General features: G+C 41.7%; 14 protein-coding genes and 1 pseudogene. 9 read left to right on the top strand and 6 right to left on the bottom strand.

The annotated features are described in order from the left end of the window. Window positions 1-6: 6 nt before the first annotated feature. A complete protein-coding gene (locus IPO83_10385; protein MBK9731672.1) occupies window positions 7-891 on the bottom strand; it encodes a hypothetical protein in 885 nt (294 codons plus the stop codon). Continuing rightward, window positions 873-1,511 (bottom strand): hypothetical protein, encoded by a 639-nt coding sequence (locus IPO83_10380; protein MBK9731671.1) that lies wholly within the window; start codon window positions 1,509-1,511, stop codon window positions 873-875. Before IPO83_10380 ends, IPO83_10385 begins: the two co-directional genes overlap by 19 nt. Window positions 1,512-1,867: 356 nt before the next feature. Between IPO83_10380 and IPO83_10375 the strand changes: the two genes are divergently transcribed. Both IPO83_10375 and IPO83_10370 read left to right on the top strand, forming a co-directional pair. Continuing rightward, a complete protein-coding gene (locus IPO83_10375; GenBank protein ID MBK9731670.1) occupies window positions 1,868-2,212 on the top strand; it encodes a hypothetical protein in 345 nt (114 codons plus the stop codon). Further along, complete coding sequence (locus tag IPO83_10370; GenBank protein MBK9731669.1) at window positions 2,133-2,798, top strand: T9SS type A sorting domain-containing protein; 666 nt, start codon at window positions 2,133-2,135, stop codon at window positions 2,796-2,798. The genes IPO83_10375 and IPO83_10370 overlap by 80 nt, the downstream gene beginning before the upstream one ends. An 82-nt stretch (window positions 2,799-2,880) precedes the next feature. Here the strand turns inward: IPO83_10370 and IPO83_10365 are convergent, their stop codons facing one another. Together IPO83_10365 and IPO83_10360 are read right to left on the bottom strand one after the other, a co-directional pair. Beyond that, on the bottom strand, window positions 2,881-3,465 hold the full coding sequence (locus IPO83_10365) for a DUF479 domain-containing protein (protein ID MBK9731668.1): 585 nt from the start codon (window positions 3,463-3,465) through the stop codon (window positions 2,881-2,883). A gap of 206 nt (window positions 3,466-3,671) precedes the next feature. Further along, window positions 3,672-4,181, bottom strand: a complete 510-nt coding sequence (locus IPO83_10360; GenBank protein ID MBK9731667.1) for a hypothetical protein — start codon at window positions 4,179-4,181, stop codon at window positions 3,672-3,674. 126 nt (window positions 4,182-4,307) lie between these two features. Between IPO83_10360 and msrB the strand changes: the two genes are divergently transcribed. The 6 genes and pseudogenes from msrB (at window position 4,308) to IPO83_10330 (ending at window position 9,087) form a co-directional block, all read left to right on the top strand. After that, complete coding sequence (gene msrB / locus IPO83_10355) at window positions 4,308-4,802, top strand: peptide-methionine (R)-S-oxide reductase MsrB (GenBank protein MBK9731666.1); 495 nt, start codon at window positions 4,308-4,310, stop codon at window positions 4,800-4,802. Between the two features lie 233 nt (window positions 4,803-5,035). Beyond that, complete coding sequence (locus IPO83_10350; protein MBK9731665.1) at window positions 5,036-5,722, top strand: glycosyltransferase family 2 protein; 687 nt, start codon at window positions 5,036-5,038, stop codon at window positions 5,720-5,722. Window position 5,723: 1 nt separating this feature from the next. Next, window positions 5,724-7,256: pseudogene (locus IPO83_10345) on the top strand (glycosyltransferase). Between the two features lie 256 nt (window positions 7,257-7,512). Continuing rightward, window positions 7,513-7,917, top strand: coding sequence for a hypothetical protein (locus tag IPO83_10340; protein MBK9731664.1), 405 nt, complete (start codon window positions 7,513-7,515; stop codon window positions 7,915-7,917). Between the two features lie 82 nt (window positions 7,918-7,999). Then, a complete protein-coding gene (locus IPO83_10335; protein MBK9731663.1) occupies window positions 8,000-8,368 on the top strand; it encodes a hypothetical protein in 369 nt (122 codons plus the stop codon). A gap of 59 nt (window positions 8,369-8,427) precedes the next feature. Beyond that, complete coding sequence (locus IPO83_10330) at window positions 8,428-9,087, top strand: hypothetical protein (GenBank protein MBK9731662.1); 660 nt, start codon at window positions 8,428-8,430, stop codon at window positions 9,085-9,087. Between the two features lie 104 nt (window positions 9,088-9,191). On the opposite strand, the gene IPO83_10325 is transcribed toward IPO83_10330, so the two are convergent. Together IPO83_10325 and IPO83_10320 are read right to left on the bottom strand one after the other, a co-directional pair. Beyond that, the gene (locus IPO83_10325; protein MBK9731661.1) at window positions 9,192-10,274 is read right to left on the bottom strand and encodes a mannose-1-phosphate guanylyltransferase; all 1,083 of its coding nucleotides are present in this window, start codon (window positions 10,272-10,274) and stop codon (window positions 9,192-9,194) included. Window positions 10,275-10,479: 205 nt separating this feature from the next. Beyond that, window positions 10,480-11,451, bottom strand: coding sequence for a KpsF/GutQ family sugar-phosphate isomerase (locus tag IPO83_10320; GenBank protein ID MBK9731660.1), 972 nt, complete (start codon window positions 11,449-11,451; stop codon window positions 10,480-10,482). A gap of 549 nt (window positions 11,452-12,000) precedes the next feature. Here IPO83_10320 and recQ point away from each other — a divergent pair. Then, the gene (gene recQ / locus IPO83_10315) at window positions 12,001-14,154 is read left to right on the top strand and encodes a DNA helicase RecQ (protein ID MBK9731659.1); all 2,154 of its coding nucleotides are present in this window, start codon (window positions 12,001-12,003) and stop codon (window positions 14,152-14,154) included. Window positions 14,155-14,295: the final 141 nt, after the last annotated feature.

The raw sequence follows: 14,295 nt of genomic DNA, 5'->3' as shown, positions 1-14,295 counted from the left end.
ATAATATTACCGCTTCGTTTTATTTTTTAACCATTCCGTGATATCGAAATAATCAAACTGGTGCCTTTCGAAGCGGTCTTTTTTCAGTGCCGTAAATTTTTTTAATTGCTCAGCAAAAAAATCGGCAGGATTTTTCCGGCGGTGCAATGTTTCCAGCTTCACTGCAAATTCTGATAATTGTTTTTCGGTGCGGCTGATATCTTTCTGCCTTACCATAAACCTCTTTAGTCCTGACACGAGGTAATTCAACACATCAAAGCTTCCGTCATCATAATGCAACACCACCTGGAGTACCCGTGCCAGCACGTTCAAATCATGGTGAATATTTGCCGCTTCATCACGAAGAAGTTGTTCAACCAGTTGAGCAGCTTTCTTCCGATCCTTGAGGTTGAAAGAGGCTGTTGCAAGTGCGAGCAGTGTTTCCATCCGGATGCGGGATTCTATCACATTGCAATACCTGTTAAAAAAAACTTCCTGCTGCTGAATAGAAACAAGCCGTTCCGGCAAAGTGTGTGTATGAATCGCGACACCAATTTCCATTTTAAATGTCCATGAAAAGATTACCATGCGGAATCGTTTTGAAGCAACACGTTTTATCTCATTTGAATCCGGAAGTTCTTTTAAGTGACGGATCATTTTCAGCACCTCATTAAACTGGCCTGTGCGGTAACGCGAAATCAATAATTCATTTAAAGCCCCGAGGTAATTTCCAGGAGCTGCTTCCAGAAAATGACGGTGGAGCTGATAAGCATTGATCTGCTGCGAAAGGTGCACCTCTGCTTTTTCGAAAAGAGAAGTGGCCATATAATACGATGACCAGATATTATGAAACAAGCTTTTCGCGCGAAAACTGATTGCGTTGCGTTCCTGCTTTAAAACCGTTTGCCCCATGATTTTTTAATGGCTGCATTGCCGGCCACCCTTTTAGCATCGCGGTGTTTCTTGAGCAGTATGGAAAGTGAAAGCGCCAGGTAAGCCAGTTCGCCATAGTTATTGAGCTGCGCAATAAATTTTCGCTCATCCTTATTGATCCTTTGCAATTCTTTGCCCATGAGCCGCGGCTCCATCATCACCCGTGCCAGCGTGTATTCCTTGTGCAACACTTCGAGGAGCACTTTCCAGTCTTCAAATTTCAAAGCCAGTTCCCGGGCACGGCTAAGGGTAGCACCACTTTCATGGTACAACGCTTTTTCATTTAAGATGGCAGCATCCATCATCAGCTCTTTAAGCCGGAAATCAACCGACCTGCTTTCATGAAAATTGCGCAGTGTTTTTAACAGGAAATGATACAGTTGCACCTTGATAACAGATAAGTGCCTGATAAATGATGCTTCCTTCAGTTGTAATTTCAGTTCTGACTCATTATAAACTTCCTGCTGATCGATACACTTAAACAGTTTTACAAATGATGTTGAATCCCGCTGTGAAGCGGCGGTGATCGTAAAATAACGCTTCTCGCTTTGTGTAAGCGAATGGATGAGCCTGTAAAGCGACTGGGATTGGTTCGCCATAAATGGTGATGTGTTTTTCGCTTTTTTTTAGCGGCTATCGTGAAGCATGATTGGAAGAAAGGCAAGAGCTTCCCTGATCAGGAAATATAGTGATTCAACACCATTAAAGATTTAAATACCTTTTTTGAGATGCTATCATAAATTTCTTTGAAACTTAATCTTCAGGCAATTTGCGATTGTATAATCCGCTATTCCATAATAGTTACAGTATGTTACCATGAATAAAAAAACCTGGTTATAATTGAGAAACTCAAATTGTTATTGGCTCATAATTTAATTTACATAATAGTTCAGGTTAATGAAGATACCGACCCAACTAGATGTAACTTTAAAAGTTAAACCATAAAATGAATACTATGAAAACAAAACTATTACTATCCATTTGTACAGTGCTCTTATTTGTGAATGCACAAACAGGCAATGCTCAAAACACCACCACCATTACCATTTCTTTTGATGAATGCAAAACAGGCATGGAACGAAGTGGTGCTGTATCCATCCCTGCTCCGGATGTGCCCGATTATGCTGCCTACACCTGGACCTGCGGCGGCACCCTTTGTATTGGCCGAACATTAATGGGTGTTGATTTAAGTGCTATTCCTGCCGGATCCACCATCATTGATGCACGCCTTTCTTTATACGCTGATCCGCAATGCACGTATTTGGGTTACTATGGTGAACCCACTTACGGTTCCCTTTAATCGTGGTATTGTAAGGAGAATCACCAGCGACTGGGATCCTGCAACAGTTACCTGGAATAACAAACCTTCCGTAACCAATATGCACCAGTTGAAACTCCACAGCAGCAACAGCCTTACACAGGATTATGAAAACCAGGATGTTACTCACCTGGTGCAGGATATGATCGATTATCCATCTTATGGTATTCTGATTAAGATGAATGATGAGGTCAACTATTACAAGAGTCTGATCCTGGGTTCCTGCCTTAATGCTGTGGAATCACTACGACCCAAACTCGTAGTTACTTATTCTACAAATGCTAGCATTGAGAAAAAGAATTTGACCACAGGAACACAACCGGAAGTGGAGACTTATCCCAATCCTGCTTCAGATCTGCTCACTTTTGAATTCACAGATTTCAGTGTGCAGGATCAGATTCAAATTTCAGTTTACAGCATTACAGGTCAATTACTGCGGAGTGAAACTACAACGTCCTCAAACAGCTATGTGATGGATATTGCGTCTTTGAACAACGGCATCTATTTCTTTAAAGCAGAAAGCAAAAACAGCCATAACAGCTATTCCGGAAAGTTTATGAAGCAATAAATTAACGTATCAGCAAAGCGCCATGTCCTCAGTTTAAATCTGAAGACATGGCGTTTTGATTTGTTGGTTTCCTGACCTGAATTTATGAAGCAGGAAACAATTCCGAAATATGTCTGATCAACTCCGGAAAATAATTACCGAAATCCGTTTCCACTTCCTCATAATGAGTCCGCAAATCCCAGGTCGCATTTTCAATGCCCGGATTATTTTTAATTCTTCGCGACATGCCTGTTAATGACCGCTGAATGCCTTCGAGATGACCATAGTTCAACAACCAGTTTTCTTTTTGCATATAAGGAAACATATGTTGATACCGCTCCGGCATTGCATCATAATACTTTTCAAATACCTTATAGGAATATTCCGTAAAAAAAAGGAGCGGCATAGAAGAATAGTGCTGCCAGTTTTTTGCAAGAAAATGATCATAAAATAAATCAATCAGTACAGATGAATAGAGTCCATACTTTTCGCGGAAAAAACTTTTGCTGTGCTTGACTATTTCATGTGTGTCGGTAAAAGTATCGATGGCGCGGTGCATCACGATACCCTTCGAAATCTCCGGCTCAAAATCCAGGTATTTTTTTCCTTTCACACCGTCTGCAATAAAATTTCCCACCATCATTTTTTCTGAATGCTGAGAAAGATATAAGTGAGCGAGGTGGTTCATAAAAAAGCAAAACTAAACGTAAATCCTTAAGTGATGTGCAATGTAGTACGAATCAGTGTTCGACAAATTTCCTTGTAGACCCGTGCTTTCGTAGCAATAAATTCAGAAATGATTAGCTACAGATGCATGGAAAAGCACGGAGGAAGAAACACCACCTGATTTTTTCCCCAGACATCCGCATTCATTCTCCATGCAGAACCTCAAAATCATCTGGCGTCGCCTGCCGATGGCAACCTGAAATCCTGCCCGTTGAAATTTTCTTCCGGCATCTGAATCACGATAAATTCATGTTTCGCTTCCCTGTGACAACTGTTGCATTTCTCAATTAAAGCATGATAAACAGGAATAAAACGGGAAGTATCATTTTGAAGCAACACACTGTCAACAGCTTTCAAACCGGGTTCCAGTAGTTGATGCAATAATGCGGAAATATCAATGCCTTCCTCCACAATTGATTTATCAGACAACTCCTGATATGCTTCTTCCACTTCATCCAGATAGAATTGTGCAAGCGGGCCATTCTTATGCTGAAGCGACAATCCGAGTTTCAAAGTGTAATACTGAATGTCGCGCATGTGCTCACCGAGATGAATGTCCGCTGCCGTAAATGCTTCCTGATTTTGAGTGGACTGTTCTTTTTCATTTTGGGAAGTACAGGAAATAACCATTGCACCGACTGCCATCGCGAAAACAAAACTGCCAGCTATTCTTTTCATTTGATTTACGTTAACACTTTTGTGCAATTTAGCCGACATCCGCAACATCAAAAAAGAATTTAAAATTGAACCAAACCACTTCCATATTGTGTTACGTACATTCTTCAAAATAATTTTTAGAAAATCATGAAAAACTCAATATTAGTTTTGCTCGCATTCGGATTTCTCTCACTGAGTGCCTGTGCGCAAAATCAAACCAAACCTGAATCCACTTCAAAAACAACTTTTCCCGTTATGAAAACAGATGCAGAATGGAAACAAATACTGACGCCTGAACAGTTTAACATCCTTCGCGAAAAAGGCACCGAAAGAGCTTTTACCGGTGCTTACTACGACAATCATGAAAAGGGAACTTATTACTGTGCTGCTTGTCACCAGGCACTTTTCAGTTCAGAAACAAAATTCGAATCAGGAACCGGATGGCCCAGTTTCTGGCAACCGGTCAGCAAAACTGCTGTCGCCGTCGGACATGACAACAGCTATGGAATGGAGCGCGATGAAGTATTATGCAGCAATTGCGGCGGCCACCTTGGTCACGTGTTTGATGATGGACCAAAGCCAACGGGATTGCGGTATTGTATGAATTCCGGTGCGATGAAGTTTGAGAAGAGTGGAGAGTAGGTAGTAGTGAGTCAAAGTCATTAGTCCTTAGTCCTTAGTCCTTAGTCCTTAGTCCTTAGTCGTTAGTCGTTAGAAGGTCATGAGTTATTGAGTCATTTGTGCATTAAGTCATTGGTACTCCTGATAATCGGTACATAAGATCATTGCCGTATACGCAATTCAAATCATCGGCACATCAATTTTCCAAACTTCCTGCCTCAAGTCCTATATTTGCCCCGTTTTTGAAAACCTCGGTGCCCATTGTTGATGTAATCATTCCGGCCTTTAACGAGCAGGAATCCATTGGTATGGTGATCGCGGGCATCGATAAACAACTGGTGCGGGAAATTGTAGTGGCAGATAATAATTCAACTGATCGAACAAGCGTAAATGCAACCAATGCAGGGGCAACGGTTTTATTGGAAAAGCGCAAAGGTTACGGAGCTGCCTGCCTGAAAGGAATGAGTTATCTCCAAAATAAATCCGTACCACCCGATATTGTGATTTTCATTGATGGTGATTATTCTGATTTTCCGGAGGAGATGAGCCAACTGATTGAACCTATCGTAAAAAATGATATCGACTTCGTAATTGGCTCACGCGCCTTGGGTAACAGGGAACGCGGTGCCATGCAGCCCCAGCAGGTTTTCGGAAACTGGCTGGCAACACGCCTGTTGTATTTATTTTATGGCGTGCGCTTTACAGATCTTGGTCCGTTCAGAGCAATAAAATGGGAGGAATTACAGTCATTGGGCATGGTCGATAAAAATTATGGGTGGACAGTAGAAATGCAATTGAAAGCTGCAAAAAATAAACTTATTTGCACGGAAATTCCTGTGAGCTACAGAAGACGCATTGGAATTTCTAAAGTGTCAGGCACAGTAAAAGGAACCATATTGGCGGGTTACAAAATCATAACAACTATCTTTAAATATCTCTGAAATGGAATCCGTGGCAATTATTATTGTGATCATTTATGCGCTTTCGCTTTTCTGCATTTTCCTTTACAGTCTTATTCAGTTAAGTCTTCTGATAAGCTATCTCCGTAATAAACGCGCTGCACAAAAAAACGGCGCTGAAGAAACAGTATCACTTATTTCATTTCCCTGGTTACTGTTCAGTTACCGGTTTACAATGAGTTGTATGTTGTTGAACGATTGATGGAAGCAATTTCGAAATTCGATTATCCGAAAGACAAATTACAGATTCAGGTGCTTGATGATTCCACTGATGAAACATCAGATCTTATCAGGAAAAAAACTTACGAACTGCAAACACTCGGATTTGATGTGCAACACATTCAACGCGAAGTACGCAAAGGATTCAAAGCAGGTGCACTTGCGCATGCATTGGATAGCGCAACCGGAAAATACATTGCCATTTTTGATGCTGACTTTGTGCCGCAACCGGATTTCCTGCTAAGAACGTTGCCTGAATTTAAAAATGAAAAAGTGGGCATGGTGCAAACTCGCTGGCAGCACCTGAATAAAAATCATTCTCTCATCACGCGCTTGCAGGCATTTGGATTGGATGCACATTTCACGATAGAACAAACCGGTAGAAATGTTGCTGGTCACTTCATCAACTTCAACGGCACTGCAGGCATCTGGCGGAAAAAGTGCATTGATGATGCCGGCGGCTGGCAATCAGATACGCTGACAGAAGACCTTGATCTCAGCTACCGTGCGCAGTTGCGTGGTTGGAATTTTGTTTACAAAGAAGATATCGGAACACCTGCAGAATTACCGGTTGCTATGAATGCATTAAAGAATCAGCAATTCCGGTGGAACAAAGGAGCAGCGGAATGTGTGCGCAAAAATCTGATTCTGTTTTGAGAAAAAGCGGCGTGAGCTTTTCCACCAAGTTGCACGCGGCATTTCACCTGATGAATTCTACTATTTTTATTTTCATCATGACAACCGCGATATTGAGCATTCCAATGCTTTTCATCAAGCATCAATTAGACCAATTCAGCAACCTGTTTTTATACGCTTCCTTTTTCTCATCAGTTTGTTGATTCTTGGATGTTTCTATTTTTTCTCCGAAGCGCAAGGGGATAAAAAATTTCCGCGCAACCTTGCCAAATTCCTTCTGATTTTTCCACTCTTCTTATCCGTTAGCATGGGACTTGCCTTACACAATGCAGTTGCGGTGCTGCAGGGTTATTTTGGGATGAAGAGTGCTTTCATGCGAACGCCCAAGTTCAACGTGCCAAGCGGACAACAGGATTGGAAACAAAACCGTTACCTGGAAAAAACAACCAACTGGATCACAGTTTCGGAAGGTGTGCTTGCATTATATTTTATTTCAGGGATCGTGTTTGCCTTTTTATTGAAAGATTACGGATTGCTTCCCTTTCACGTATTGCTCTCCTTTGGATTCGGATTTGTCAGCTTCTATTCTTTCGCGCATTCTAAGCCATTACGATCAAAGTCTCCTACGTTTCGCTGGCGGTTTAAAATGGCCAGAAACTGAGGATTGCATGGCTAAGTGGTTTAATAGCTAAGTTCAAAAGCTCGGGAACAGCCTATTCTGACAGGTAATAGTTATTGGTCATTAGCCATTAAATCATCGGCTCATCAGCACGTTAATTTCATTGGCACATCAATTCATCACCTAATAAAAACGCTGCCACGTTAAGCCATTGACACATCGGCACATCAAAACCATTGGCACATCCTGCTGCACTTCATAGCTCCAACTTCCCCTATCTTCGGAAAAAGTTCTTGTCGTGATTTTCAGAAAAGGTCAATTTGAACCCGTCCGCCACCTGCTGCCATTAAATGCATTTACCTGGGGCATGCTGTTGCTTTCTTTGTGCTGTTATCTTTTTAATGGCTATGGTTTATCGCGCGAACAATTCACTTTGCATTTTACCTGTTACCTGTTGCTTTTCGCTGCCTATCTGCAATTACTAAAAAGAAATGAGCACTCGCAGCATGATCAGCCCGGATTTAAAAACACCGAAGGACTAAGTGCAGAAAGCACAAGTCTGTTATTAAACCGCAAATCAGATTTACAAATGCTACTTGCTGCAGCAATTGTTTTTCGTTTGGTGTTTCTTTTTTCAATGCCTTCCTTGTCCGACGATTATTTCCGGTTTTGCGTGGGATGGATTTATGTGGACGCACGGTGAAAATCCCTTCACTATCATTCCATCAGCTTATTTACAGGAAAGCGGGCCTCAGCCGGATTATTTGATGGAGTTATTCAATGGCATGAATTCTCCGAAGTACTATACCGTCTATCCACCCGTCTGTCAGTTTATTTTCGGCATCAGCGCCCAATTGTTTCCATCCAATTTATCGGGAACGGTAATCGTGATGCGAACCTTCTGCATTGCTGCCGAAACAGGAACGATCATTTTGCTGTTAAAAATTCTTGCACATTTTAATTTACCAAGAAGAAATGTTTTGCTCTATGCATTAAATCCATTGGTAATTATGGAAGGCAGTGGCAACCTGCACTTCGAGGTCATTATGATCTTTTTTTTAGTGCTGGCTATTTATTTACTGATTCAGGCAACTCATTACATAAAACCTGTTGAAGAACCCTTTTCCTTTTTTCACCCAAACAAACATCTCTGATTACAAACGAACAATCAAAAAACAAAGCGTATCAGCAATCTCGGATAACCAGACGCAAGATGATTTATTCAGCACTCAGTTTTTCCGCCGCCATTTCAGTAAAACTTATTCCATTGTTGTTTCTTTCGTTTCTCATCAGGCGCCTGAAATGGAAACATAGTTTGCTCTATTTCTTCATAACCGGATTTTTTTTCCTGTTGCTCTTAATTCCTTTCCTGAATCAGCAACTGCTCACACAATGGGGCAGCAGTCTGCAATTGTATTTTCAGCATTTCGAATTCAATGCGAGCATTTTTTATGTGGTAAGGTGGATTGGTTTTCAATTCGTACACTATGATATTGTCCGGCAGGCCGGTCCGTGGTTGGCAGTCATTACATTTATTTCTATTTTATTTTTCGCAGTAAAAGAAAAAGAAAATTCGTGGAAATTTTTCTTTCACGCAATACAATGGTCACTCACAATTTATTTGCTGCTGGCAACCACCGTGCATCCATGGTACATCATTCCTTTGGTGATGTGTTCAGTAGTTACGGGTTATAAATATCCGCTGGTATGGTCATTATTTATTGCGCTGAGTTATGCTACTTATCAAACAATTCCTTACCAGGAAAATCTGGCATTGGTTGCAATTGAATATGCAGCGGTAATTGTGGTTTTAATTTTTGAATTGAACATTTTCAGAAAGAAAAAACAACTACTGTTTCCTCCTTCACATTAAACGCAAAAGTCAGGAAATAATAAAGACGGACAGCTATATATTATTGTATAATTGTTCACCTCATTGGCACATCGGCTCATCAAAGCGACATAAAGATCGTGCTACTACAAAAACCGATCTCCTTTATTCCGTTTTATATCAGCTACAATTTGCTTGATCTCCTGTTCCTGATCCTTACGGCAAATCAGCAGCACTTCTTCTGTATCAACGATTATATAATCTTCCAATCCCTGCAATACCACCATCTTTTTTTCAGGCACCATCACCATGCAATTGGTAGCATCGTAGATCATCACATTCTTTCCGGATACGGCATTGCCGAGATAATCTTTTGCATATTGCTCGTATAATGAAGCCCAGGTTCCAAGATCACTCCACCCAAACTGTGCAGGTATCACGCACACATTTTTTGCCTTCTCCATAATCGCCGTATCGATGCTCACATTCGGACACATTGAAAAAGCTTTGGCAACAAATTCCTTCTCGCCCGGCGTATTGTAAACTTTTTTGATTTCCTTGAATACATCATTCACTTCAGGCAAATAATGGTGATAGGCATTCATCAGTGTTCTTACATTGGAAATAAAAATGCCTGCATTCCATAAGAAATCACCGCTGCGGTAAAAAGTGGTGGCAATATCAAGTGGTGGTTTTTCTACAAATGTTTTTACTTTAAACACTCCATCTTCCTCCATGTCTTCTATGTATTGAATGTAACCGTATCCGGTATCCGGCCTGGTGGGACGAATACCCAATGTTACAATGATATCGCGCTTCTGCACCACTTTCAAAGCTTTCTGAACCGCTTTGTCATATTGGTCTTCGCGCAAAATCATGTGGTCACTCGGCGTGATGATGAAGGAAGCGTTGGTATCAATGGATAGTATTTTATGACCAGCATAAGCAATACATGGCGCCGTATTTTTCCGCGCAGGTTCCAACAACAGGTTTTCGTCATGGAGATCCGGAAGTTGCTTCGTTGCAATGTCGCGGTAGGATTCGTTGGTGATCACAAAAATCTTATCCGGTGCAAAACTCCGCAGCAATCGTTCATACGTCATCTGCATCATTGATTTGCCCGTTCCGAGAATGTCCAGAAACTGCTTCGGCATGCGACTCTTGCTCACGGGCCAAAAGCGACTGCCTATGCCGCCTGCCAACATCACTGCGTATTCGTGCTTTTTCATAAAGTGCTAAAGATAGGATTCGCGATTAACTATGAAGCATGGGATTTGAATTGATGAGATAATGTGCCAATGAAATTAATGCGCCGATGTGCCGATGTTTTAATGACCAGATACTTTATGACTCAATGACTAATGACTATCTATAGACTAAAGACTAAAGACTAAGGACTAAGGACTCACGACTTTCTCACTACTCACTACTCCATCACACCAATCCTTCCTTCAACAAATCATGCACATGCACCATCCCTAAATATTGACTTTTATCTTTCACAATCACCTGTGTTATTTTATGACTGCGCATCAGGTCGAGTGCATTGATAGCGAGTTCGTCCTTTTTAATGGTAAGTGGATTTTTGCCCATGATATCTTTCGCTTTCAGCAGATCCATGGATGATTTCTTTTCAATCATTCGCCGGAGATCGCCATCTGTAATAATGCCGGTCACCTGATTTTTCTTATTCAAAACGGCTGTCGCACCTAACCGGTTCGACGTAATTTCAAGAATCACCTGATGAATAGAATCACCTTCCTGCACCATCGGTTTCTGATGCTGCACATAGAGATCACTTACTTTCAGATAAAGTTTTTTTCCCAACGCACCGCCGGGATGAAATTTGGCAAAATCTTCCGGTGAAAAGCCACGCATCTTCAACAGGCAAACGGCCAACGCATCGCCTAAAGCCATCTGTGCAGCAGTGCTGGCAGTTGGAGCCAGGTTATTCGGACATGCTTCTTTGGAAACAGTAGTATTTAAAACAAGATCAGCGTGCATAGCAAGATAACCTTTGGTATTTCCTACGATTCCAGCCAGCAGGTTGCCATTATTTTTTACCAATGGCACCAATAATTTAATTTCAGGGCTATCGCCGCTTTTGGAAATACAGATGATAATATCTTCTTCACGAATCATTCCCAGATCGCCATGAATGGCATCTGCCGCATGCATATACATAGCAGATGTTCCGGTAGAGTTAAAGGTGGCCACCAATTTATTGGCGATAATGGCACTCTTGCCGATTCCGGTAACCACTACCCTTCCCTTACTGTTATAGATTTTTTCTGCCAGCGTTACAAACTGCTTATCCAGAAGTTTTACCAGCCGGGCAATGGCATCGGATTCAGTGAACAAAGTCTCCCTTGCTGTACGTAGAATGGAAGCGCTAGTAATCTTCAAGGGCGTAAAAAACTATTCTGGAAATGATATTTGAAAATGATTACCTTTCGTCTATTGCAAAAATTTCACGTAGAAGTACAGTTGGAAAAATAATTCTTCCTGAATTTTTGTAAAAGTATTAAAATTCCTACTTTTAGATAGTTGAACCTTTACAACTGCCGGTCCGGCTTACGCTAAAAGCACATCACTTTCGGGTTGACTGGGGTTTCCCGAAAAAATCGGATCAACAACATCAAAAACACAAACAAAGAATTGCTACCTGTATGCAACAGGTATTTTTGAATTTGAAACAACAGAAAGTAACATGGCTAAGAAAGCGGTAAATGAGAGCGCGGTGAAGGAAAGATCATTGAAAGTGAAACCACCAAAACCCACGAATGGAACAAAAACGGTGGATAAAGCTGATAGGATAGACATTGTAAAAAACTGAACAGGAGACCACAAGGCCGGCGAAAAACGGAAGAGACTTAGACGAAGCAGGCGAAAAAATTCTGAAAGTGATGCATACCGTTAAGAAAGACGGCAAGCTAAACCTCAGAGATTCGCTTCATGAATATTTCCGGGTTCGATAATTTTAAAGGTGCACAGGAGAGAATCATTCAGAGTGTATTAAATGGCGAAGATACGTTCGTTATTATGCCTACAGGCGGCGGAAAATCACTGTGCTACCAGTTGCCTGCCATCCTGCTCAAAGGAACAGCTATCATTATTTCACCGCTGATTGCGCTCATGAAAAACCAGGTCGATCAGATTCGTGGTTACAGCAGCAATGATAACATCGCTCACTTTCTCAATTCTTCGCTAACAAAAGCACAAGCCAAAGAAGTAAAGAAAGACCTTGTTCGCGGCGTTACAAAAATGTTGTATGTAGCACCGGAAACATTGACGAAAGAAGAAAATATTGATTTCCTCAGCGGACTGGATATTTCATTTGTCGCGGTGGATGAGGCACATTGCATCTCCGAATGGGGACATGACTTCCGTCCCGAATACCGCAAGATCAAAGGCATGATCGAAAATATGGGCAACCGTATTCCGATCATGGCACTCACCGCAACAGCAACACCCAAGGTTCAATCAGATATTTTGAAGAACCTCGACATGAGTGAGAAGAATATCTACATCAGTTCCTTTAACCGTCCCAATCTTTATTACGAAGTACGTCCGAAAGGAAAGAAAGAACCTACGCTGAAGCAGATCGTAAAGTTTGTGAAAAGCATGTCGGGCAAGTCAGGAATTATTTATGTGCTGAGCCGGAAATCCACTGAAGAAATAGCTGAATTTTTAACGGTCAACGGAATCAGGGCGGCGGCCTATCATGCAGGCCTGGATGCTGCCACGCGTTCGAGCCGTCAGGATCAGTTTCTGATGGAAGATATTGATGTGATTGTGGCCACCATTGCATTCGGAATGGGCATTGACAAACCTGATGTAAGGTTTGTGATTCATTACAATATTCCCAAATCGCTGGAGAATTATTACCAGGAAACAGGACGCGGCGGACGCGACGGACTGGAAGGTAAGTGTATCGCTTTTTATAACTACAGCGATATTCTGAAACTGGAAAAATTCATGCGCGACAAATCGCAAAGTGAACGCGAGATGGGCGGGCACCTGTTGATGGAAACGGTGGCATACGCGGAAACATCTGTCTGCCGCCGGCGATTTCTGCTCCATTATTTTGGAGAGAAATACGACAAGGAAAACTGTGGCAAATGTGACAACTGCCTGCATCCGAAAGAGCAGATGGAAGGAAAAGATTTCATCAAATTGCTTGTCCAGGCGGTAGAGGCTGTGAATGAAAGTTTCACGATTAATTATATCGTTGACATTCTTTGCGGCAACAAACACAACCAGGTTACCATGTTTAAGCATGATCAACTGCCCATCTTTGGTGCAGGCAAAGATCATGATGATCATTTCTGGAATTCCGTTTTGCGCCAGGCGCTGCTTCACAACCTCATTACCAAAGACATTGAAAATTACGGCGTAATCCGGCTGAGTGAAAAAGGCCGCAAGTTTTTACAGAAGCCGCATTCCATCATGATTTCCATTAATCATGATTTCGATAACCTGGAAGATACGGAACCGGAAGGAGGCACCAGCGCGCTTGATCCAACGCTGTTAAACATGCTGAAAGATTTGCGCAAACGATACGCGAAAGAACGCAACCTGCCACCTTTTGTATTGTTTCAGGATCCTTCACTGGAAGATATGGCCACACAATATCCAACCACACTGGATGAACTTTCCCGTATCATGGGTGTGAGCAAAGGAAAAGCCACCAAGTATGGTAAACCATTTGTGGAAGTAATTGCCGCTTATGTAGAAGAAAATGAAATTGAGAAACCATCTGAAATGGTAGTGAAATCGGTGGTGAATAAATCAGGCATCAAAGTGTACATCATTCAGAATATCGATAAAAAAATTCCACTCGACACCATTGCACAAGGCAAAGGCATGAAGATGGAACAATTGCTGGAAGAAATGGAATCCATCGTTTCCTCCGGTACACGCCTCAACCTTGATTATTACATAACTGATCTTATTGAAGAAGACCGGCAGGAAGAAGTATACGATTATTTCCGGACTGCCCATTCTGATTCACTGCAGGATGCTCTCGGCGATCTCGGCAAGGATAATTATTCGATGGAAGAGATTCAACTGATGCGGATTAAGTTTATGAGTGAGATGGCGCATTAGGGAATTAGGAATTAGGTAGAACGAACTTCAGTTCGTTAACTAAAATTCACCTACTCTTCTTAGCTTGCACAAGCAGTAATCAATCATCCTTTTTGTAGGTGCATTATGCTTGTGCTTCGCAACATTTTCTATTCATTCCCC

The sequence above is a fragment of the Chitinophagaceae bacterium genome, assembly GCA_016717285.1.
Taxonomy (GTDB): Bacteria; Bacteroidota; Bacteroidia; order Chitinophagales; family UBA10324; genus JACCZZ01.
This window is presented reverse-complemented; position numbering and strand designations above follow the sequence as displayed.

Bases quoted from the DNA above. Each gene is read 5' to 3' on its own strand.
- IPO83_10385 (MBK9731672.1), bottom strand. From the start codon at position 891: ATGGGGCAAACGGTTTTAAAGCAGGAACGCAACGCAATCAGTTTTCGC.
- IPO83_10380 (MBK9731671.1), bottom strand. From the start codon at position 1,511: ATGGCGAACCAATCCCAGTCGCTTTACAGGCTCATCCATTCGCTTACA.
- IPO83_10375 (MBK9731670.1), top strand. From the start codon at position 1,868: ATGAAAACAAAACTATTACTATCCATTTGTACAGTGCTCTTATTTGTG.
- IPO83_10370 (MBK9731669.1), top strand. From the start codon at position 2,133: ATGCACGCCTTTCTTTATACGCTGATCCGCAATGCACGTATTTGGGTT.
- IPO83_10365 (MBK9731668.1), bottom strand. From the start codon at position 3,465: ATGAACCACCTCGCTCACTTATATCTTTCTCAGCATTCAGAAAAAATG.
- IPO83_10360 (MBK9731667.1), bottom strand. From the start codon at position 4,181: ATGAAAAGAATAGCTGGCAGTTTTGTTTTCGCGATGGCAGTCGGTGCA.
- msrB (MBK9731666.1), top strand. From the start codon at position 4,308: ATGAAAAACTCAATATTAGTTTTGCTCGCATTCGGATTTCTCTCACTG.
- IPO83_10335 (MBK9731663.1), top strand. From the start codon at position 8,000: ATGAATTCTCCGAAGTACTATACCGTCTATCCACCCGTCTGTCAGTTT.
- IPO83_10330 (MBK9731662.1), top strand. From the start codon at position 8,428: ATGATTTATTCAGCACTCAGTTTTTCCGCCGCCATTTCAGTAAAACTT.
- IPO83_10325 (MBK9731661.1), bottom strand. From the start codon at position 10,274: ATGAAAAAGCACGAATACGCAGTGATGTTGGCAGGCGGCATAGGCAGT.
- recQ (MBK9731659.1), top strand. From the start codon at position 12,001: ATGAATATTTCCGGGTTCGATAATTTTAAAGGTGCACAGGAGAGAATC.